At 58.3% G+C, this 16,759-nt stretch carries 14 protein-coding genes; 5 read left to right on the top strand and 9 right to left on the bottom strand.

Translation table 11 applies throughout. From position 1 onward, the window contains the following. Positions 1-127 precede the first annotated feature (127 nt). Positions 128-1,495, bottom strand: coding sequence for a sulfoacetaldehyde dehydrogenase SafD (gene safD / locus LC093_RS15890; protein ID WP_226667129.1), 1,368 nt, complete (start codon positions 1,493-1,495; stop codon positions 128-130). 22 nt (positions 1,496-1,517) lie between these two features. Beyond that, on the bottom strand, positions 1,518-2,267 hold the full coding sequence (locus LC093_RS15885) for a sulfite exporter TauE/SafE family protein (RefSeq protein ID WP_226667128.1): 750 nt from the start codon (positions 2,265-2,267) through the stop codon (positions 1,518-1,520). A gap of 204 nt (positions 2,268-2,471) precedes the next feature. Here LC093_RS15885 and LC093_RS15880 point away from each other — a divergent pair, with 204 nt between their 5' ends. The 4 genes from LC093_RS15880 to LC093_RS15865 are packed head-to-tail and all read left to right on the top strand — an operon-like array spanning position 2,472 to position 6,640. Continuing rightward, a complete protein-coding gene (locus tag LC093_RS15880) occupies positions 2,472-2,789 on the top strand; it encodes a hypothetical protein (protein ID WP_226667126.1) in 318 nt (105 codons plus the stop codon). Positions 2,790-2,816: 27 nt separating this feature from the next. Then, positions 2,817-4,346, top strand: coding sequence for a thymidine phosphorylase family protein (locus LC093_RS15875; RefSeq protein WP_226667124.1), 1,530 nt, complete (start codon positions 2,817-2,819; stop codon positions 4,344-4,346). Between the two features lie 3 nt (positions 4,347-4,349). Further along, positions 4,350-5,279: a ribose-phosphate diphosphokinase gene (locus LC093_RS15870; RefSeq protein WP_226667121.1), complete on the top strand. Its 930-nt coding sequence runs from the start codon at positions 4,350-4,352 to the stop codon at positions 5,277-5,279. Then, positions 5,276-6,640 (top strand): MBL fold metallo-hydrolase RNA specificity domain-containing protein, encoded by a 1,365-nt coding sequence (locus tag LC093_RS15865; RefSeq protein WP_226667120.1) that lies wholly within the window; start codon positions 5,276-5,278, stop codon positions 6,638-6,640. The genes LC093_RS15870 and LC093_RS15865 overlap by 4 nt, the downstream gene beginning before the upstream one ends. An 89-nt stretch (positions 6,641-6,729) precedes the next feature. On the opposite strand, the gene LC093_RS15860 is transcribed toward LC093_RS15865, so the two are convergent. The 7 genes from LC093_RS15860 to LC093_RS15830 form a co-directional block, all read right to left on the bottom strand. Beyond that, positions 6,730-7,686, bottom strand: coding sequence for an acetyl-CoA carboxylase carboxyltransferase subunit alpha (locus tag LC093_RS15860; protein ID WP_226667119.1), 957 nt, complete (start codon positions 7,684-7,686; stop codon positions 6,730-6,732). 227 nt (positions 7,687-7,913) lie between these two features. Next, entirely contained in the window at positions 7,914-11,444 is a 3,531-nt protein-coding gene (gene dnaE, locus LC093_RS15855) for a DNA polymerase III subunit alpha (RefSeq protein ID WP_226667118.1), read from the bottom strand. A 352-nt stretch (positions 11,445-11,796) separates the two neighbouring features. Further along, positions 11,797-12,039, bottom strand: coding sequence for a DUF1289 domain-containing protein (locus LC093_RS15850; protein ID WP_226667117.1), 243 nt, complete (start codon positions 12,037-12,039; stop codon positions 11,797-11,799). A gap of 3 nt (positions 12,040-12,042) precedes the next feature. Further along, a complete protein-coding gene (locus LC093_RS15845; RefSeq protein ID WP_226667116.1) occupies positions 12,043-12,570 on the bottom strand; it encodes a gamma carbonic anhydrase family protein in 528 nt (175 codons plus the stop codon). 95 nt (positions 12,571-12,665) lie between these two features. Beyond that, on the bottom strand, positions 12,666-13,148 hold the full coding sequence (locus tag LC093_RS15840; RefSeq protein WP_226667111.1) for a methylated-DNA--[protein]-cysteine S-methyltransferase: 483 nt from the start codon (positions 13,146-13,148) through the stop codon (positions 12,666-12,668). Beyond that, positions 13,145-14,626 carry an AlkA N-terminal domain-containing protein gene (locus LC093_RS15835; protein WP_226667108.1) on the bottom strand — a complete coding sequence of 494 codons (1,482 nt, stop codon included), beginning with the start codon at positions 14,624-14,626 and terminating at the stop codon, positions 13,145-13,147. The genes LC093_RS15840 and LC093_RS15835 overlap by 4 nt, the downstream gene beginning before the upstream one ends. A 228-nt stretch (positions 14,627-14,854) precedes the next feature. Continuing rightward, positions 14,855-15,616 (bottom strand): hypothetical protein, encoded by a 762-nt coding sequence (locus LC093_RS15830; protein ID WP_226667104.1) that lies wholly within the window; start codon positions 15,614-15,616, stop codon positions 14,855-14,857. Between the two features lie 324 nt (positions 15,617-15,940). Between LC093_RS15830 and LC093_RS15825 the strand changes: the two genes are divergently transcribed. Continuing rightward, positions 15,941-16,522: a superoxide dismutase gene (locus LC093_RS15825; protein WP_226667099.1), complete on the top strand. Its 582-nt coding sequence runs from the start codon at positions 15,941-15,943 to the stop codon at positions 16,520-16,522. The last annotated feature ends 237 nt before the right edge of the window (positions 16,523-16,759 follow it).

The raw sequence follows: 16,759 nt of genomic DNA, 5'->3' as shown, positions 1-16,759 counted from the left end.
CACGAGCTAGGCGCCCCCCCTTAACCCATCCATGGGGGCTCTTCCGCGAGGTCCCTCTCGCGGAAGGTCTGGCGAACCAATACCCGGTGTCAGCCCCTTCTCGTCGGGTGCCGTGTTTCAGCCAGCCTCAAATGACCAACGTTTTCTGGTAACTCATTTCACGGATCGCATAACGCACGCCTTCCTTACCCACACCACTTTCTTTCACACCACCAAACGGGAAGTGCTCGGCGCGGAAACCGGGGCCGTCGTTGACGGCGAGCAGGCCGACGTCGAGCTGGTTGTAAAGGCGCTTGGCCAGTGCCAGGTTCTGGGTAAATACGCCAGCCTGCAGGCCAAAAGGCGAGTTATTGATCAGTGCTACCAGTTCACCTTCGTCGTCAAATTTGCGCAGCGGAACTACAGGACCGAAGGTTTCCTCGGCCACCAGTGCGGCGTCATCCGAGACGGATTCGAGGATGGTCGGCCACAGGATATTGCCTTCACGACGATGGCCAAACAGTACCCGTGCACCGGCACTTACAGCGGCTTCGATGCGGCCTTCCACTTCGTCCGCAGCGGCCTTGTGGATTAGCGGGCCGACGAAGGTGTCGTCCTCAGCCGGGTTACCGACTTTGAGTTTCTCTGTAGCCACGACGAGTTTTTCCGCAAAGGCGTCAAAGACTTCGCTGTGTACGAACAAACGCTTGGCCGCTGTGCAGCGCTGGCCGGCAGTGGCGAAGCGTTGGTTGATGGTCGCAGACACGGCGGCGTCGAGATCGGCGTCAGGCATGACGATCAGCGGGTCGTTACCGCCCAGTTCGAACAGTACTTTTTTGTAGCCGGCATTGGCGGCGATGGCATTGGCCGCGGCGGTGCCGCCGGTGAAGTTGATCGCCTGCACCTGTGGGTGGGAGACCGCGTAGCTGGTGCCGTCGATATCCGGGATCAACATCTGCAATACAGACTTGTCCATACCGGCGGCGTAGCACAGTTCCACCAGCAGTTGCGCGGAACGCTTGTTCTGCGGGCCGGGCTTGAACAGGATGGTATTACCGGCGGCAAACGCGGGGCCGATTTTGTGGACTGCGATATTGATCGGGAAGTTGAAGGGAGTGATACACAGTACAGTACCCAGAGGCTTCCACAGTACTACGCCGATTTTTTCGCGCATCGGCGGGAAGGCGTCGGAGTCGAGGGCTTCGCCGTTGATCGCGCGTGCTTCCATGGCGCTGGCCATGGCGGTGTTGTAAGCCCGGTCAATTTCCACGCGGCTGTCGCTGATGGTTTTTCCGGTCTCTTCGGTGATCAGGCTTGCGAGATCTTCCTTGCGCTCCAGTAACAACTGGGCGAGTTTCAGCAGAATGTTGGAGCGCTCGAATGCCGGGGTGGCGAGCTGGACTTTGCGGCCTTCAACCAGTTGCGCAATGGTGCTTTCCACCTGGTCACGGGTGTTGAAGTCGTAGGCTTCGATCAGTTCGCCGTTGTAGGGATTAATGATCTGATAATCGGCCATGGGAATACCTGTAATAATTTCTTTATTGTGCAAACAGCTGGTAGACGATACGGGCACCGGCTACCAGCAGCGCAACGCGCATTAATTTGAAAAACATGTCGCTATCGATGCGATGTAATAACGTGACGCCGATGCGGGTACCAATGACTGCCGCCACGGTCAGCAGCAGTATCAACCCGAGGTGATCGGAAAACGCAAACCCGAGATAGATGAATGCCGGGACCTTGAGTGCATGGCACCAGGCCTGCATGACGGATTTGTTGGCCACAATTTCTTTCGGGGTCAGGTCCTTGCGGACAAAAAATGCCCCGAGCAATGGATCCACGGCGCCAGCGAGAATCCCCAGGGTACCGGTGGCAATACCCACCCAGAAAAAGCCGAGGGGTTTCAGGCGGATTTCCGGCAGTCGTTTGGGTCTGAAAACGGTGTAGAAAATCAGTCCCGCGAGCAATACCAGTGGCAGTTGTTGCCAGTCGAGCTTCGACAGCCCCAGGGTCATGGCAACAGAGCCGAGCGTGCACCCGATGAAGAAGGGAATACACATGTCCCAGCGGATATGGTCGCGGACATAGGCCACGCGTGCCAGGTTGTTGAGGAGCTGCACCGCGCCGTGAATGGGGACGAGTATACGCAGCGGAATGGCGACGTTCAGGGCGGCAAACATCAGGATGCCCCCGGCCCCACCGGTCACTGCTGAGATAAACGCACTGATCACACAAACCAGCAACAGCAGCCCCAGCGTCAGACTGGAAAACTCCCCCAATTCCGCCAAGGCAGACCTCTTCTTCTCGTCTTAATATTTGATTGATTTGGAACCCTAGGGTTCTTCTTGTATTGGGCGTCAGTCTAGCTGCGGGACAGTCTCAAACCCAGTAGTCACGGGCCCCAGACAGGTTATTTGAGGACATAAAGGGTTTCCCCTCCGGCCCACACTACCCTTGGGCCGACGGATCGCCAAGAGGACTCCCGGCAGGCAATGAAACCGGATACCCGCACCGCCATGCGCGAGATCATTGCAGAGGTACGCACCACCCTGCCCTTCAGTATGCCGGCCGCTGAGCTCTGTGCCGGCCCGTGCCAGGGATGCGCGAAAAAGCTGCTGGAGTATCTGGATCAGGAAATCGAAGCGTGGGAGCGGCGCCTGGATGAAAATGACATGCCCACCCTGGGAGAAGTCAGTAAATTCGCCAAGACCTGTACCCGTATCCACAACGCCATAGCGGCCAATGGATTGATCCAGCGCAATTCGCCGAAACCGGAGACCATCTATGATGAGCGTAACCATAAACGATAAGCCAAGCAGCGCGCACCATTAAAACGTATGACTAAGGCACTGTCATTGAAAGCGTTCCGAATGGGAATCGATACCCACCAGGAACCTCTCGTCTATATGCGCAAGGATTGCCCCATCTGCCGCGCAGAAGGCTATACGGCCAACACGCGGCTACTAATTTGCGCCGGAGCGCGGGAGCTGATTGCCACACTGAATACGGTAGCCGAAGATATCCTGCCCCCAGGCAGAATCGGTTTTTCCGACAGCGCCTGGGAATTTCTGGAATTGACGGACCAGCTTCCGGTCTCTGTACACCACCCCCCGCAGGTGCAATCCCTGAGCGCGCTGCGCAAGAAAATATACGGCCATACACTCGACGCCGATGAGATTACCTGCATCGTTCGCGATATCGGCAAACGCCTGTATTCAGATATCGAAATTGCCGGATTCCTCACCGCCTGTGCCGGCGGCCGGCTTACCAGTATGGAAACCACGGCCCTGACGGCGGCAATGGTCAAAAACGGGAACTGCCTGCAGTGGCCGGAATACCCTCGGGTTTTCGACAAGCACTGCATTGGCGGTCTCCCCGGCAATCGCACCACCCCCATCGTGGTGTCCATCGCCAGTGCTGCCGGGTTGATCATCCCCAAAACTTCCTCCCGCGCCATCACCTCGCCGGCAGGCACGGCCGACACCATGGAGGTTCTTACCAATGTCGATTTGCCACTGGATACGTTGCGCGCGGTGATCACGCGCACCGGCGCCTGCCTCGCGGCGGGTGGTGAAGTGGGTCTCAGCCCGACCGATGACCTGCTGATCCGTATCGAGCGTGCGCTGGACCTCGATAGTGAAGGGCAGTTGGTGGCCTCTGTCCTGTCGAAAAAAATGGCCGCAGGCTCCACCCATATCCTGATCGACATGCCCGTGGGCCCCACCGCCAAGCTGCGGGATATCAAGCAGGCAGAGCGATTGCAGGACCTGTTCGAGAGTGTCGCCAGCGGGCTCGGCATCAAGGTTCGCTGCGTGGTGACCGATGGCACCCAGGCAATCGGCGCCGGTATCGGTCCAGCCGAAGAAGCCCGCGATGTATTGAATGTATTACGCAACGATCCCGAAGCGCCCGCCGACCTGCGCGAGCGCTCACTGTTCCTCGCCAGCCAGCTGCTGTCGATGGCCAACGGCTCCGACCAGACACAATCACTCCTGCAGGCACAGGGCATCCTGAATTCGGGACAGGCATGGGAGCAGTTTCTCAAAATCTGCGTTGCCCAGGGCGGCTTGCGCGAAGTGCCGATTGCCGACCACCACATCGAGCTACGCAGTAACCGTACGGGTATTTTGCGCGCGATGGACAACCGCCGGCTGGCCCGTTTGGCCAAGGTAGCCGGTGCCCCCTCCTCACCCGTCGCCGGCCTGCGGCTACACGTGAAAGTGGGAGACCCAATACACGATGGGCAACCCATCGCCACGCTGTTTGCGGAAACGCCCGGTGAACTGGCCTATGCCCGCGAATACTTCCACCAGAACCGGGATCTGTTTGCCGTCGATCCGGAGCAGACAGCGGAATCCGGAGGTTAGGTCGTGCATAGAATCACGCTATTTTCCCTGGAGGAAAACCTGCCGCTGGCGCCCCCCTTGCAAGAGGCACTGAAAGCCGTGGCCGGTGAAATCGAGCGGAGAAGGTTTCCCGATGGCGAAAGCTACATGCGAGTATTGTCCAGAGTGAACGGGCAGCACTGTGTGATACTGGCAGACCTTTGCCAACCGGACGAAAAACTGCTGCCATTGCAATTTCTCGCCGACACACTGCGCGCACTGGGTGCAGCCAGCGTCGGACTGGTGGCACCCTATCTTTGCTACATGCGTCAGGACAAGGCTTTTCAGCCCGGTGAGGCGATTACCTCCCGTGTCTTTGCCAGGTCGATATCCGCCACTGTGGACTGGTTGCTCACGGTCGATCCACACCTGCACCGCTACCGCAGTCTCGACGATATCTACACCATTCCCGCCATTGCACTTTCGGGCATCCCGGCGATGCAATCCTGGCTCGAAACACAGCCGGAGCAATTAATCCTGGTAGGGCCGGATGCGGAAAGCCGCCAGTGGGTAGCCAGGCTCGCCGGCGCTTCGAGGCATCCCTTCATTGTCGGCGAAAAAACTCGCCGCGGGGATCGGGATGTCAGTGTCACGCTACCGGCCGATACACGCCTGCAATCCCATACCGCAGTGATCGTCGACGATGTAATCTCCAGCGGCCATACGGTGCTGCAGACCATCGACGCACTGAATAAAGCCGGCGCTCGTCCTATCGTGTGCGCGGCTATTCACGGAATCTTTGCCGAACACGCAGACCGGAAAATATTGCTTGCCGGCGCAAAACAGATTGCCACCAGCAACAGCATACCCGGCGAGCACTGCACTTTTGACCTTACCTCACTGCTGGCCCCGGCCATCGAAGGTCTGATTGATCAATGCACTTCGCCCTCTTCCCAGGGAGATTCGCAACCATGAATATCACCTTTCTCGGCGGCACCGGCACGGTTACCGGTTCGAAATACCTGGTGAGCGTCGACGGCGGCAATACGGAATTTCTGGTCGACTGCGGGCTCTACCAGGGCTACAAATGGCTGCGGGAGCGCAACTGGGAAGCGCCGCTGTACGACTACCGCCGCCTCAAGGGTATTGTGCTGACCCATGCCCACCTGGATCACTCCGGCTATATTCCACGCCTCTACCAGCTGGGTTATCGCGGACCGGTATTCTGCCACCCCGCCACCGCCGATCTCTGCTCGATTTTGCTTCCGGATGCCGGCCATATCCAGGAAGAAGACGCACACTATTACCAGCGCCACCAGCTCGGCAAGCACGCCCATCCTCAGCCTCTGTACACGGGAAACACCGCAGAGCAGTGTCTGACATTGTTCGAAACCGTGGGCTTTGACCAGCCTTTTGAAATTGGGTCCGCGACTATTCACCTGCAACCTGCCGGGCACATTCTCGGCGCGGGCAGTGCGATCGTCAGCGCGGACGGCAAGCGGGTGGGCTTTTCCGGGGATGTGGGCCGCCCGGACGACATCATCATGCACCCGCCGCGTCCGTTGCCAGAGCTGGATCTGTTGCTACTGGAATCCACCTATGGTGATCGCCGACACCCGCAAATCGACCACAAAGCCCGCCTCGCAGAAATCGTAAACGCCACCGTCAGTCGCGGAGGGGTGCTGCTGATCCCGAGCTTTGCCGTGGGTCGGGCGCAGACGTTGCAGTATCTGCTACTGGGCCTGATGCGGGAGGAGAAAATCCCCAAGCTGCCGATCTTCCTCGACAGCCCCATGGCCATTGACGCTTCCGAAATTTACGCGCGCTATCCGGATCAGCACCGCCTCAGCAGCGAACACTGCACGTTCATGTGCCGCGGCATCCAGTACACCCGCAGTGTCGACCAATCCAAGGCACTGGAAAATATCCAGTACCCCCACATCATTATCGCCGGCAGCGGCATGGCCACCGGCGGCCGCATCCTGCACCACATGAAACGGCTGTTACCGGATCATCACACCACCATTCTGTTTGCGGGATATCAGGCCGGCGGCACACGCGGCGCACGCATGCTGGCCGGTAGCCAGAGCGTGAAAATTCATGGCGAATATGTCCCCTGTAAGGCACAGGTAGAGGTTCTGGAAGGGCTGTCGGCCCATGCCGATTATGTGGAATTGGGGGACTGGTTGCGACAGTCAGACTTGAAAGACGGCACCAGTATCCAGCTGGTTCACGGTGAACCGGATGCGTCAGACTGCCTGCGCCTGTATTTACAGGACAACACCCCGTTTAAGGTACGCGTGGCCCGCTACCGGGAAATCCTGCGGCTTGAATAGGGGCGGCGATGAATAATAGGACTAAATAATTCGCAAAAAAAACGGCAACCGAAGTTGCCGTTTTTTATCGAAACTAGTCGGAAACCAGATCAGCCGGTGATGTTGCCGTAGCTCATCAGGCGCTGGTAACGCTTCTCCAGCAGTTCATCCAGCGGCACCGCACTCAGCTTGTCCAGCTGCTCGGACAGGCGATCGCGCAGGCGCGCTGCCATCAGGTCCGGATCGCGGTGGGCGCCGCCCAGCGGTTCGGCAATGGTCTCATCGACGATACCCAGCTCTTCCAGAACACCCGAGGTCACGCCCATGGCTTCAGCGGCCAGCGGCGCTTTTTCCACGGTTTTCCAGATGATGTTCGCGCAGCCTTCCGGCGAGATCACGAAGTACGTCGAATACTGCAACATATTCAGCTGGTCGCCCACACCGATGGCCAGTGCACCACCGGAGGAACCCTCACCGATTACGGTACAGATGATCGGAGTACGCAGGCGGGACATTACCGCCAGGTTCTTGGCAATTGCCTCGGAAATACCGCGCTCTTCACTATCAATACCCGGGTAGGCCCCGGGTGTGTCGATCAGGGTCAGCACCGGCATGTTGAAGCGCTCGGCCATTTCCATAACACGCAGGGCTTTGCGGTAACCTTCCGGCTTCGGCATGCCGAAGTTGCGTTTGACCTTCTCGTTAACGCTGCGACCCTTCTCCTCGCCGATCACCGCCACCGGGCGGCCTTCGAGACGCGCGATACCGGCAATAATCGCCTTGTCGTCGCCAAAGTGGCGATCGCCGTGCAGCTCATCCCAGTCGGTGAAAATGCGCTCGATATAGTCTTTCGCATAAGGACGCTGAGGGTGGCGAGCCACCTGAACCACCTGCCAGGGTGACAGGTCGGAGTAAATGGACTCGGTGAGCTTTTCGCTCTTGTCGCGCAGGCGACTGATCTCTTCGGCAATGTTGAGCTCGTTGTCGTCGCCCACATGCTGCAATTCTTTGATTTTGCCTTCCAGCTCTGCAATTGGCTGCTCAAACTCGAGAAAACTGAAGTTCATTATTTCGTGCCTTGAAACTCTTGAGGGCCAACTTAAGTGACGGAAAATGCGACCAAATATCGTCGATTAGTCGCAAAACAGCCCTTTGCTTGAAAATGGCGGCTAGCTTACCGGGATAGAACCACTCAGTCGAGTGCACACCGCACGAACCCCACTCCCCCGTGTCCAATTTGCCATGGCGCACTGGCGAAGTGCCGCCGGTTCATCACAAACCGGCCACCGCCAAATCACTGCCGTTGAGTGTAGTCGAGCTGCACTCGCTCCCGACCAATGATCTCCCGCAGCGACTGGATCAACTGATCGCTCGGTTCCACTTTCCACTCATCCGACAGACGGAAAAGTCCACGCGCATCGCTGCGCTCAACTTCCACCTTCACAGGGCAACTACCGCCGATATAAGGGCGCAGACAGGCGCTGAGGCGCTGCCCCATATTCGGCAGTGCTTCCGCACTGGCGAGCTTCAGGGTTACACCGATCACACTGCCACTGCGCAGGTCATCCAGCGTGGATACGCTGTTGACGCTCATTTTGAGCCCGCCGCTGTAATCGTCGTGGGAAATGGAGCCTTCCAGAACCAGCAACGAATCCTTCACCAGTTTTTCCCGGTGCTCACCGAACGCTTCGCTGAATACCGCGGCCTCGATACGGGCGCTGCGGTCGTCCAGGGTGACAATCGCCATGGAGTCGCCACGCTTGGTCTTCATCACGCGCATTCCGACACACAAGCCCGCCACCTTCTGATTTTCGCGGCCCGGCTTCAGGTCAGCGATGCGAGCCTTGACCAGATGCTTGAGTTCGTCTTCATATTCGTCAATCGGGTGACCGGTGAGGTACAGGCCCAGGGTGTTTTTCTCGCCTTCCAAACGCTCGCGAATACTCCACGGGCGGGCACGGCGGAAGTCCTCATATACATCACCATCAGAGGCGGAACGCACCACTTCGCCAAACAGGTCCATCATCCCCGCGCTGTCATTCTTGCTCTGCTGATCAGCAGCTTTGACGGCCTCGTCGAGCGCATTGAACATCACTGCGCGGGAATAATTGAGCCCTTCGGCATCATCCGCGGCGGGGCCGATACTGTCCAAAGCACCGGAACGCACCAGCGCCTCGAGCGCGCGCTTGTTCACCTTGCGCGGATCGATACGGGAGCAGAAATCAAACAGGTCGGTAAACGGACCGTTCTTCTCGCGCTCGGCGATAATGTTGTCAATCGGACCTTCACCCAGGCCCTTGATCGCGCCGAGACCGTAGATGATGCGGTTGTCGCCACTGTCGGAGACAGGAACGGAGAACTGGTAGCTACCCAGGTTTACATCCGGCGGCACCAGGTCCAGCTTCATGGCCCGACACTCTTCGATAAACGTCACCACCTTGTCGGTCTTGTCCATATCCGACGACATGGTCGCAGCCATAAACTGCGCCGGGTAGTGAGCCTTGAGCCAGGCGGTCTGGTACGACACCAGTGCGTACGCAGCGGAGTGGGATTTGTTAAAGCCGTAACCAGCGAACTTTTCCACCAGGTCGAAGATCTTCATTGCCAGTTCAGGGTCAACGCCCTGGGACTTGGCACCGTCTTCGAAGGTACTGCGCTGCTTGGCCATCTCTTCGGGTTTTTTCTTACCCATCGCCCGGCGCAGCATGTCTGCGCCACCGAGGGTATAACCCGCGAGTTCCTGGGCGATCTGCATTACCTGTTCCTGGTAAACAATAACGCCGTAGGTGGGCTCGAGAATCGGCTTCAGTTTTTCGTGCTGGTACTTGGCATCCGGATAGGCCACCTGCGCACGGCCGTGCTTCCGGTTGATGAAGTCGTCCACCATGCCCGACTGTAGCGGGCCAGGGCGGAACAGTGCCACCAGGGCGATCATGTCTTCGAGGTTGTCCGGCTGCAGCCGCTTGATCAGGTCCTTCATACCGCGGGATTCCAGCTGGAATACCGCGGTGGTTTCGGCGCGCTTGATCAGTTTGAAAGTCTCGACATCGTCCAGCGGCAGCGTCTCGATAACCAGCGGTTCTTTGCCTTCGCGCGCGCGCTGCTCATCCACCATCACCTTGGCCCAGTCGATGATGGTCAGGGTCCGCAGGCCGAGGAAGTCGAACTTCACCAGACCCGCGTCTTCCACGTCGTTCTTGTCAAACTGGGTTACCAGGCCGGCACCGGTCTCATCACAATAGAGTGGCGCAAAGTCAGTGAGCTTGGTTGGGGCGATAACCACACCACCCGCATGCTTACCCACGTTCCGCGCCACGCCCTCAAGCTGCAGCGCCATTTCCCAGATTTCCTGACCTTCTTCGTCGTTCTCCAGGAACTCCCGCAGCACATCTTCCTGGTCGTAGGCTTTCTGCAGGGTCATACCCACATCGGGCGGGATCATCTTGGACAGTTTATCGGCCAGCCCGTAAGACTTGCCCTGCACCCGCGCCACATCGCGCACCACCGCCTTCGCGGCCATGGTGCCGAAGGTAATGATCTGGCTCACCGCGTTGCGGCCGTAGTTGTCGGCCACGTAATTAATCACGCGGTCGCGCTTCTCCATGCAGAAGTCGACGTCGAAGTCGGGCATGGAAACCCGTTCCGGGTTCAGGAATCGCTCGAACAGCAGGTCGTACTGGAGCGGGTCCAGGTCGGTAATTTTCTGTGAGTAGGCAATCAGCGAGCCGGCACCGGAACCCCGTCCCGGCCCTACCGGGATATTGTGATCCTTGGCCCACTGGATAAAGTCCATCACGATCAGGAAGTAGCCCGGGAACCCCATCTGGATCACGATATCCAGTTCAAAGCGCAGGCGGTCTTCGTACTCTTTCTTGCGCGTTTCGTAGTCCGGGGCGGACTTGTCGAGAATGCCTTCGAGACGCTCGTAGAGTCCGTCGAAAGAGATTTTTTCGAAAAACTCGTTCTCGGTCATCCCTTCCGGGATCGGGAACTGCGGCAGGAAATACTTGCCCAGCTGGATCGGCGCGGAACAGCGGCGGGCAATTTCCACCGTATTTTCCAGCGCCTCGGGAATATCCTTGAATAGCTCCTGCATCTCTTCCGGCGTACGCAGGTACTGCTCGCGGGAATAGCGGCGCTCGCGGCGCGGGTCGTCGAGCGCGCGGCCCTCGCGAATACAAACCCGCACTTCGTGGGCTTCGAACTCACTGTCTTCCAGGAAGCGTACATCGTTCGTGGCCACCACCGGCAGGTTCAGACGCCCGGCAAGTCCGACTGCCGCATGCAGGTACTCTTCGTCGCCCGGACGCCCGGTACGCTGAAGCTCCAGGTAATAACGCCCCGGGAATATATTCGCCCACTCCTGTGCCAGCGATTCCGCCTGCGCGGTCCGCCCGGCAATCAGCGCACGACCGACATCGCCGTACTTGGCACCGGACAGCATAAGCACACCTTCGGCGTACTCTTTCAGCCAGCTGCGCTCAATATAGGCGTGCCCGTGGTACTGCCCTTCCATCCAGGCACGGGAAATCAGCTCGGTAATATTCCGGTACCCATCGCTATTCATCGCATAAAGCGTCAGCAGCGTCGGCTGGTCTTCACCACCCTCTTTCAGCCAGAAGTCCGCGGCAGTGATGGGCTTGATCCCAGCGCCGAAACAGGCCTTGTAAAATTTGACCTGCGCGTAAAAGTTGGTCTGATCCGTCAGTGCTACCGCGGGCATTTCCAGCTCGGTAACGCGGTTGATCAAAGGCTTGATGCGCACCAGGCCATCGATGAGGGAATATTCGGAGTGAAGTCTTAAATGTACGAAGGGTTGGGTCATATTTTTTCTGTTTGATCTGGCCCCGGTCGCTTTTGGCTTGGCACGCTGCCCCGGGGTCGCGCCGGGCGGGAAGATTTTCCTCTCGGCGCTTTGTGCAATTCTGAAAATTTAATTCTTCGTAAGCGCAATCCACCAAAAATGGCTTAGCACTCAAAATGTCTGACGGAGCAAAAAGCCCGACGCAAAGGCGGAGCACCGGGTGCAGGTTTTCAGGAGCGTCGGCGACAGGAAGTCGCCGCCGCAGCGCCCATGGATGGGTTCACAGCGGTCCTGAAAACCTGTACCCGGTGCTCCGCCGCCAAAAGGTTCGAACAGGTCCCGAGCCATAATTCACTGCGACATCGTATCGTCGCTACTCAGACCACCAGACACGACGCATTTGCACCGCCCGCTCATGGCACTTCTGCAAAACCTGCTTTTTCTCGGTATTGCTCATCCGCCCCCACTGACTGATCTCAGTACCGGAACGAAAACAGCCCTCGCAAATGTCCTCGCGATTCAGCGCGCACACAGACACACAAGGGGATTTAACCGGGAACTCAACCGCCGGCTCAGGCTCTTTATCCTTCACCCGGCTCCAATCGCTTTCCGCCATCGCTCACACCTCAACAGGCACCAGCTCTTCCGAAAACCGCTTGCCATTGGCAACATAAATTTCACTGCTCGCCTTAAGCAGCTCAAACGTGGACTCATCCAGCGTCTTCACCACCTTGCCGGGACTGCCCAGCACCAGCGAGTAATCGGGAATCTCAGCATTTTCTGTCACCAGCGCATTCGCACCAATGATGCAGCATTTGCCGATTTTGGCTCCATTCAGCACCACCGCATTCATCCCCACCAGGGAATAGTCGCCAATCTGGCAACCGTGCAGTGTCACCTTGTGCCCAACGGTCACACCGGTACCCACAATCAGCGGAACACCCGGATCCGTATGCAACACCGAGCCGTCCTGAATATTTGCGCGCTCGCCAACCGTAATCAGCTCATTGTCCCCGCGAATCACCGCGTTGAACCACACAGAACTGTGCGGTTTCAATAGCACATTGCCGATCACCCTGGCTCCGGGCGCAATATAGTGGCCCTCGCCTTCCAGTTGTGGCTGTTTATCGCCCAGTCTGTACAGCATCTGGCCCCCCATTCAGGCTCCTCAATCGAGCCGGCCATTATCCAGCCCAAGCCCGCCGAATACCACCCCGGGAAGAGAATGACCCGTGGGACATTTCAGCCAATCAAGGCGCCCTCAAGGACCAGCAGCCGCGCCTTCATCTCCAGCCCGCCGGCATAACCCGTCAAGGTACCGTCGGCACCGATCACCCGATGACAGGGCACCACAATGGACAACGGATTGGCGCCGTTGGCCCGGGCAACCGCGCGCACCGCTTTCGGATTGCCAATCGCCTCGGCAAGTTCCCGGTAACTGCGGGTCTCGCCATAGGGAATAGCGCAGAGCGCCTGCCACACGCCCTGTTGAAATGGTGTCCCGGCCGCATCCAAAGGGAGGTCAAATGCCTCGCGCCGGCCATCGAAATAGTCCCGCAACTGCCCTGCGGCCAAATCCGTCAGCGTAGTGGCACCGTCAACCCAATCCGGCTTGGCCTGCAACGGCCGCTTTCCTGACTGGAGATCAATCGCCACAACCCCGCGCTCACTCGCGGCAATGCCCAGCGGGCCAAAAGTACTCGGATAAACGCTGTAACTGATCATGAATTGCCTCTGAATTTGAGAGATTGCCAGAGCAGGAGCGCCCCGTAAGCCCGCCAGGGCCGCCACACCTCCGCCCGTGCCAGCGCCTGCTTCGGGGTGGCCTTGTTGTCGCCGTCACCCAGTGCGATCAGGATCCCAAGGTCCGACGCCGGAAAGGCATCCGGCATGGATAACCCTCGCATGGCCGTATAGTGTGCAGTCCAGTCACCAATCCCCGGCAACTGCGTCATTTGCCGGCACCAGGACTCCAGGTCCGGCTCGCGGAAATCCAGCTGGCCATTCAATGTCGCCTGCACGAAATTGCGCAACGTCTGTGCCCTTGTGCGGGTAACACCGAGATCCGAAAAATCCGCTTCTGCCAATTGTTCCGGCGTTGGGAACAGGTACAACTCCTCCCCTTCCGGTCCGGTGAAGGATTCCCCATGGCGGGCCACCACACGCCCGGCAATGGTGGTCGCCGCAGCGACGGATATCTGCTGGCCGAGAATCGCCCGCAGCGCATACTCAAAAGGATCCCAGGCACCCGGCAGGCGCACCCCTGGCATCTTTGCCAGCACTTGTGACAGCAAATGGTCCCGCGTGAGATGGGCCGCAATGGCTTCGGTATCCGCATCCAGATCAAACAATTGGCGCAACTGCTCTCGAATCCGGAACAACACCGCACCACTGCCCTCGGCAAGTACATGGACCTCCAGGCGATTCCTGGCACTGTCATTGCGTACACGCAACACGCCCCGCCGTCCCTCCAGGGTGAAGCTGCGCTGGTAAATACTGCGCTGCGGATCCTGCCGGTCCATTGCGACCTGCTCCACACCCGGCAGTGCACGTGCCGCGAAAAACTCCAGCATGCCCACCCAGTCCATGGGTGGACGGTAACTCAGGTACAGCCGGGTACCGGGATTACCTGAGTTACCTGATGGGCCGGGCTCGCGCCGAACCTCTGAAGGCGTACGCCGGTAGATCTCTTTGAACACGCCATTGAAGCGCCGCAGACTGTTAAAACCGGCTTCAAACGCGATCTCGGCGATCGGCAGGTCGGTATCGCGCAACAGACTAAACGCAAACAGAGCCCGCTCCGTCTGCCAAACCTGTAGCGGACTGATACCAAAGTTTTCGGCAAACAACTTGCGTAGATAGCGACTGCTGATACCCAGCCGCTCCGCGAGCAGCTCCATCGATTGCAGCTCACGTTCTCTACGCATCAGGTGCAATGCGCGCTGCACCGTCGTTGAAACCAGACCCCAGGCGGGGCTGCCGGGTGCCGCATCAGGCCGGCAGCGCAGGCAGGGGCGATACCCCGCCGCAGCCGCTTCCGCAGCTGTCGCAAAATACTCGACATTACGCTCCAGCGGGGGCCGCGCCGGACACACCGGCCGGCAAAAGATACCGGTGGTCTTCACCGCGGTATAAAAACGTCCGTCGAACCGCTTGTCGCGGGCAAGCCTGGCGCGGTTACAGATTTCGGGATCAAGTTGCACAAATGGTGACCGGGTCTGGATGTGAGGGGGCAGTTTAGGGCCCGGCGCCTGCCCACACTAGTCAAATTCGGAACTGACAGGCATGCAATACCGATTACTGCGCTTACGCACAAAAAAAGCGCGCTCACCGGAAAAGTGAGCGCGCTTTTTAACGCTTGTATCTAATACCGAATCTAACGCTGTATCAGCGAATGCAAACCGCGTCAGCACTGACGCGGCGCATAAGTGTTACGGAGCGGAAGCCGTGCTGGAGCTGCTTTGCAGGCTGCGGATCGCATCGCGCAGCTGCACCAGATCCTTGTTCACAGAGCGGCGATAGGTATCGATCGACTGGATCGCTTCCTCGTTGGAGCCTACCCGAGCGGTCAGATCAGAGCGCACGGAAGACAGCTGACGCTCCAGTTTCGCAACAGTGTCTTTGGTATCGCGCGACGCGCTGACCGTGGACTCTTTCAGCTTGGCCAGCTCGCTCTCCAGCGCAGCAACCTTCTTCAGGCTGGCATCCAGGCCGCCCACTTTCTTGGAAAGTGCAGCGATTTCTTTCTTGTTGGAGGCTGCCTTTGCCTCGTTGGCAGAGATGGCTTTACGGTTGGTATCGTAAGAAACACCCCACAGCTTGCGGATTTCGGCGCTGTTTTCCTTCACCTTCGCGTTCAGTACTTCCACCGATGCTGCCGATTCTTCACCGGACATCTCGAAGCGTTTCTCCAACTGGACGATACGGGCATCCGCATCCACCAGTTGAGCTCGGGTCAACTGCCACTGCTGATATAAAAACCCTGCCGCAGCCAAGCCGGCCAGGCCCAGCAACAGCGCTACGATCGCCAGAAACGACGAACCGCCACGACTGGTGGGTTCCGGCTCGCTCACCGCAGCCGCCGATGGCGACGGTGCTTCGGTGCGATAGCGCTTACCACCAATAGGGCCGTTAGCGATCTGAGGGTCCAGTGAAGGGCTGCTGCCATCCAGAGTGGGCTCTCTGCGTTGCATGATATTTTTCCTGCGTTAATGCCTGCGTTTTGACTTGTCAGCCTGTGACCTATTGGACACATATAGTCCGATAGATGAATTCGTGTAGAAAACAGCGGCAAGTTATACCAAAAATTGACGAAAAAGTAATCGGTCTCAGTATGAGATTAGACTCGGACCACATGGCAGGCCGAAAAATCCACCACTGATCTACATTTGCAACCTTTTGGCCAGTCCAACTGCTTAATAATGACATCGAGCGCGTGTAGAATGCGCTTCACCAATAACTGACCTGCGTCCGCGGTTCCGGTCGGATGCGGGTCCTACAAAAGGAAGGAATATTACATGGCACATGTTCTCCCCGAGCTTCCCTACGCTATGGATGCCCTGCAGCCACACATCTCCCAGGAAACCCTGGAATACCACTACGGCAAACACCACAAGACTTACGTAGACAAGCTGAACGGCCTGCTGGATGGTACCGCAGACGCGGACAAGACTCTGGAAGAAGTAATCAAGACTTCCTCTGGTGGTGTATTCAACAACGCTGCCCAGATCTGGAACCACACTTTCTACTGGCACTGCCTGAGCCCGAACGGCGGTGGCGCTGCAACCGGCGCTGTGGCTGATGCCATCAACGCTGCTTTCGGCTCCTTCGACAAGTTCAAGGAAGAGTTCAGCAACAGCGCTGTGAACAACTTCGGTTCCGGTTGGACCTGGCTGGTGAAGAAAGCCGACGGCTCTGTAGCCATCGTGAACACCTCCAACGCCGAAACCCCGCTGACCGACGACAGCGTTACCCCGCTGATGACCTGCGACGTATGGGAACACGCCTACTACATCGACTACCGTAACGCACGTCCGAAGTACCTGGAAGCGTTCTGGGCACTGGTGAACTGGGACTTCGTGAACCAGAACTTCGCCTGAGTTACCAACCGGTAGCCATGAAAATAGCGGGCCAATGGCCCGCTATTTTTTTGCCTGACAACTGGCTTTCTCCCTATTGCTCCTCTGCTAAGTAGAGGTTGAAGCGAAGGTGCCGCTACCGGGTACAGCTTTGTGAGACCGTCTGCGGCCTGGATGGCCGCAGCCGAGCCCCCAGGGATGGGTATACGGCGTGTCGCACAATGCTGTACCCGGTAGCGGTACCGCCTCGACATATTC

It is taken from the genome of Microbulbifer aggregans (assembly GCF_020524005.1).
GTDB classification, from domain to species: domain Bacteria; phylum Pseudomonadota; class Gammaproteobacteria; order Pseudomonadales; family Cellvibrionaceae; genus Microbulbifer; species Microbulbifer aggregans_A.
The sequence above is the reverse complement of the archived record's forward strand: the minus strand, read 5'-3'. Positions and strand labels throughout refer to the sequence as shown.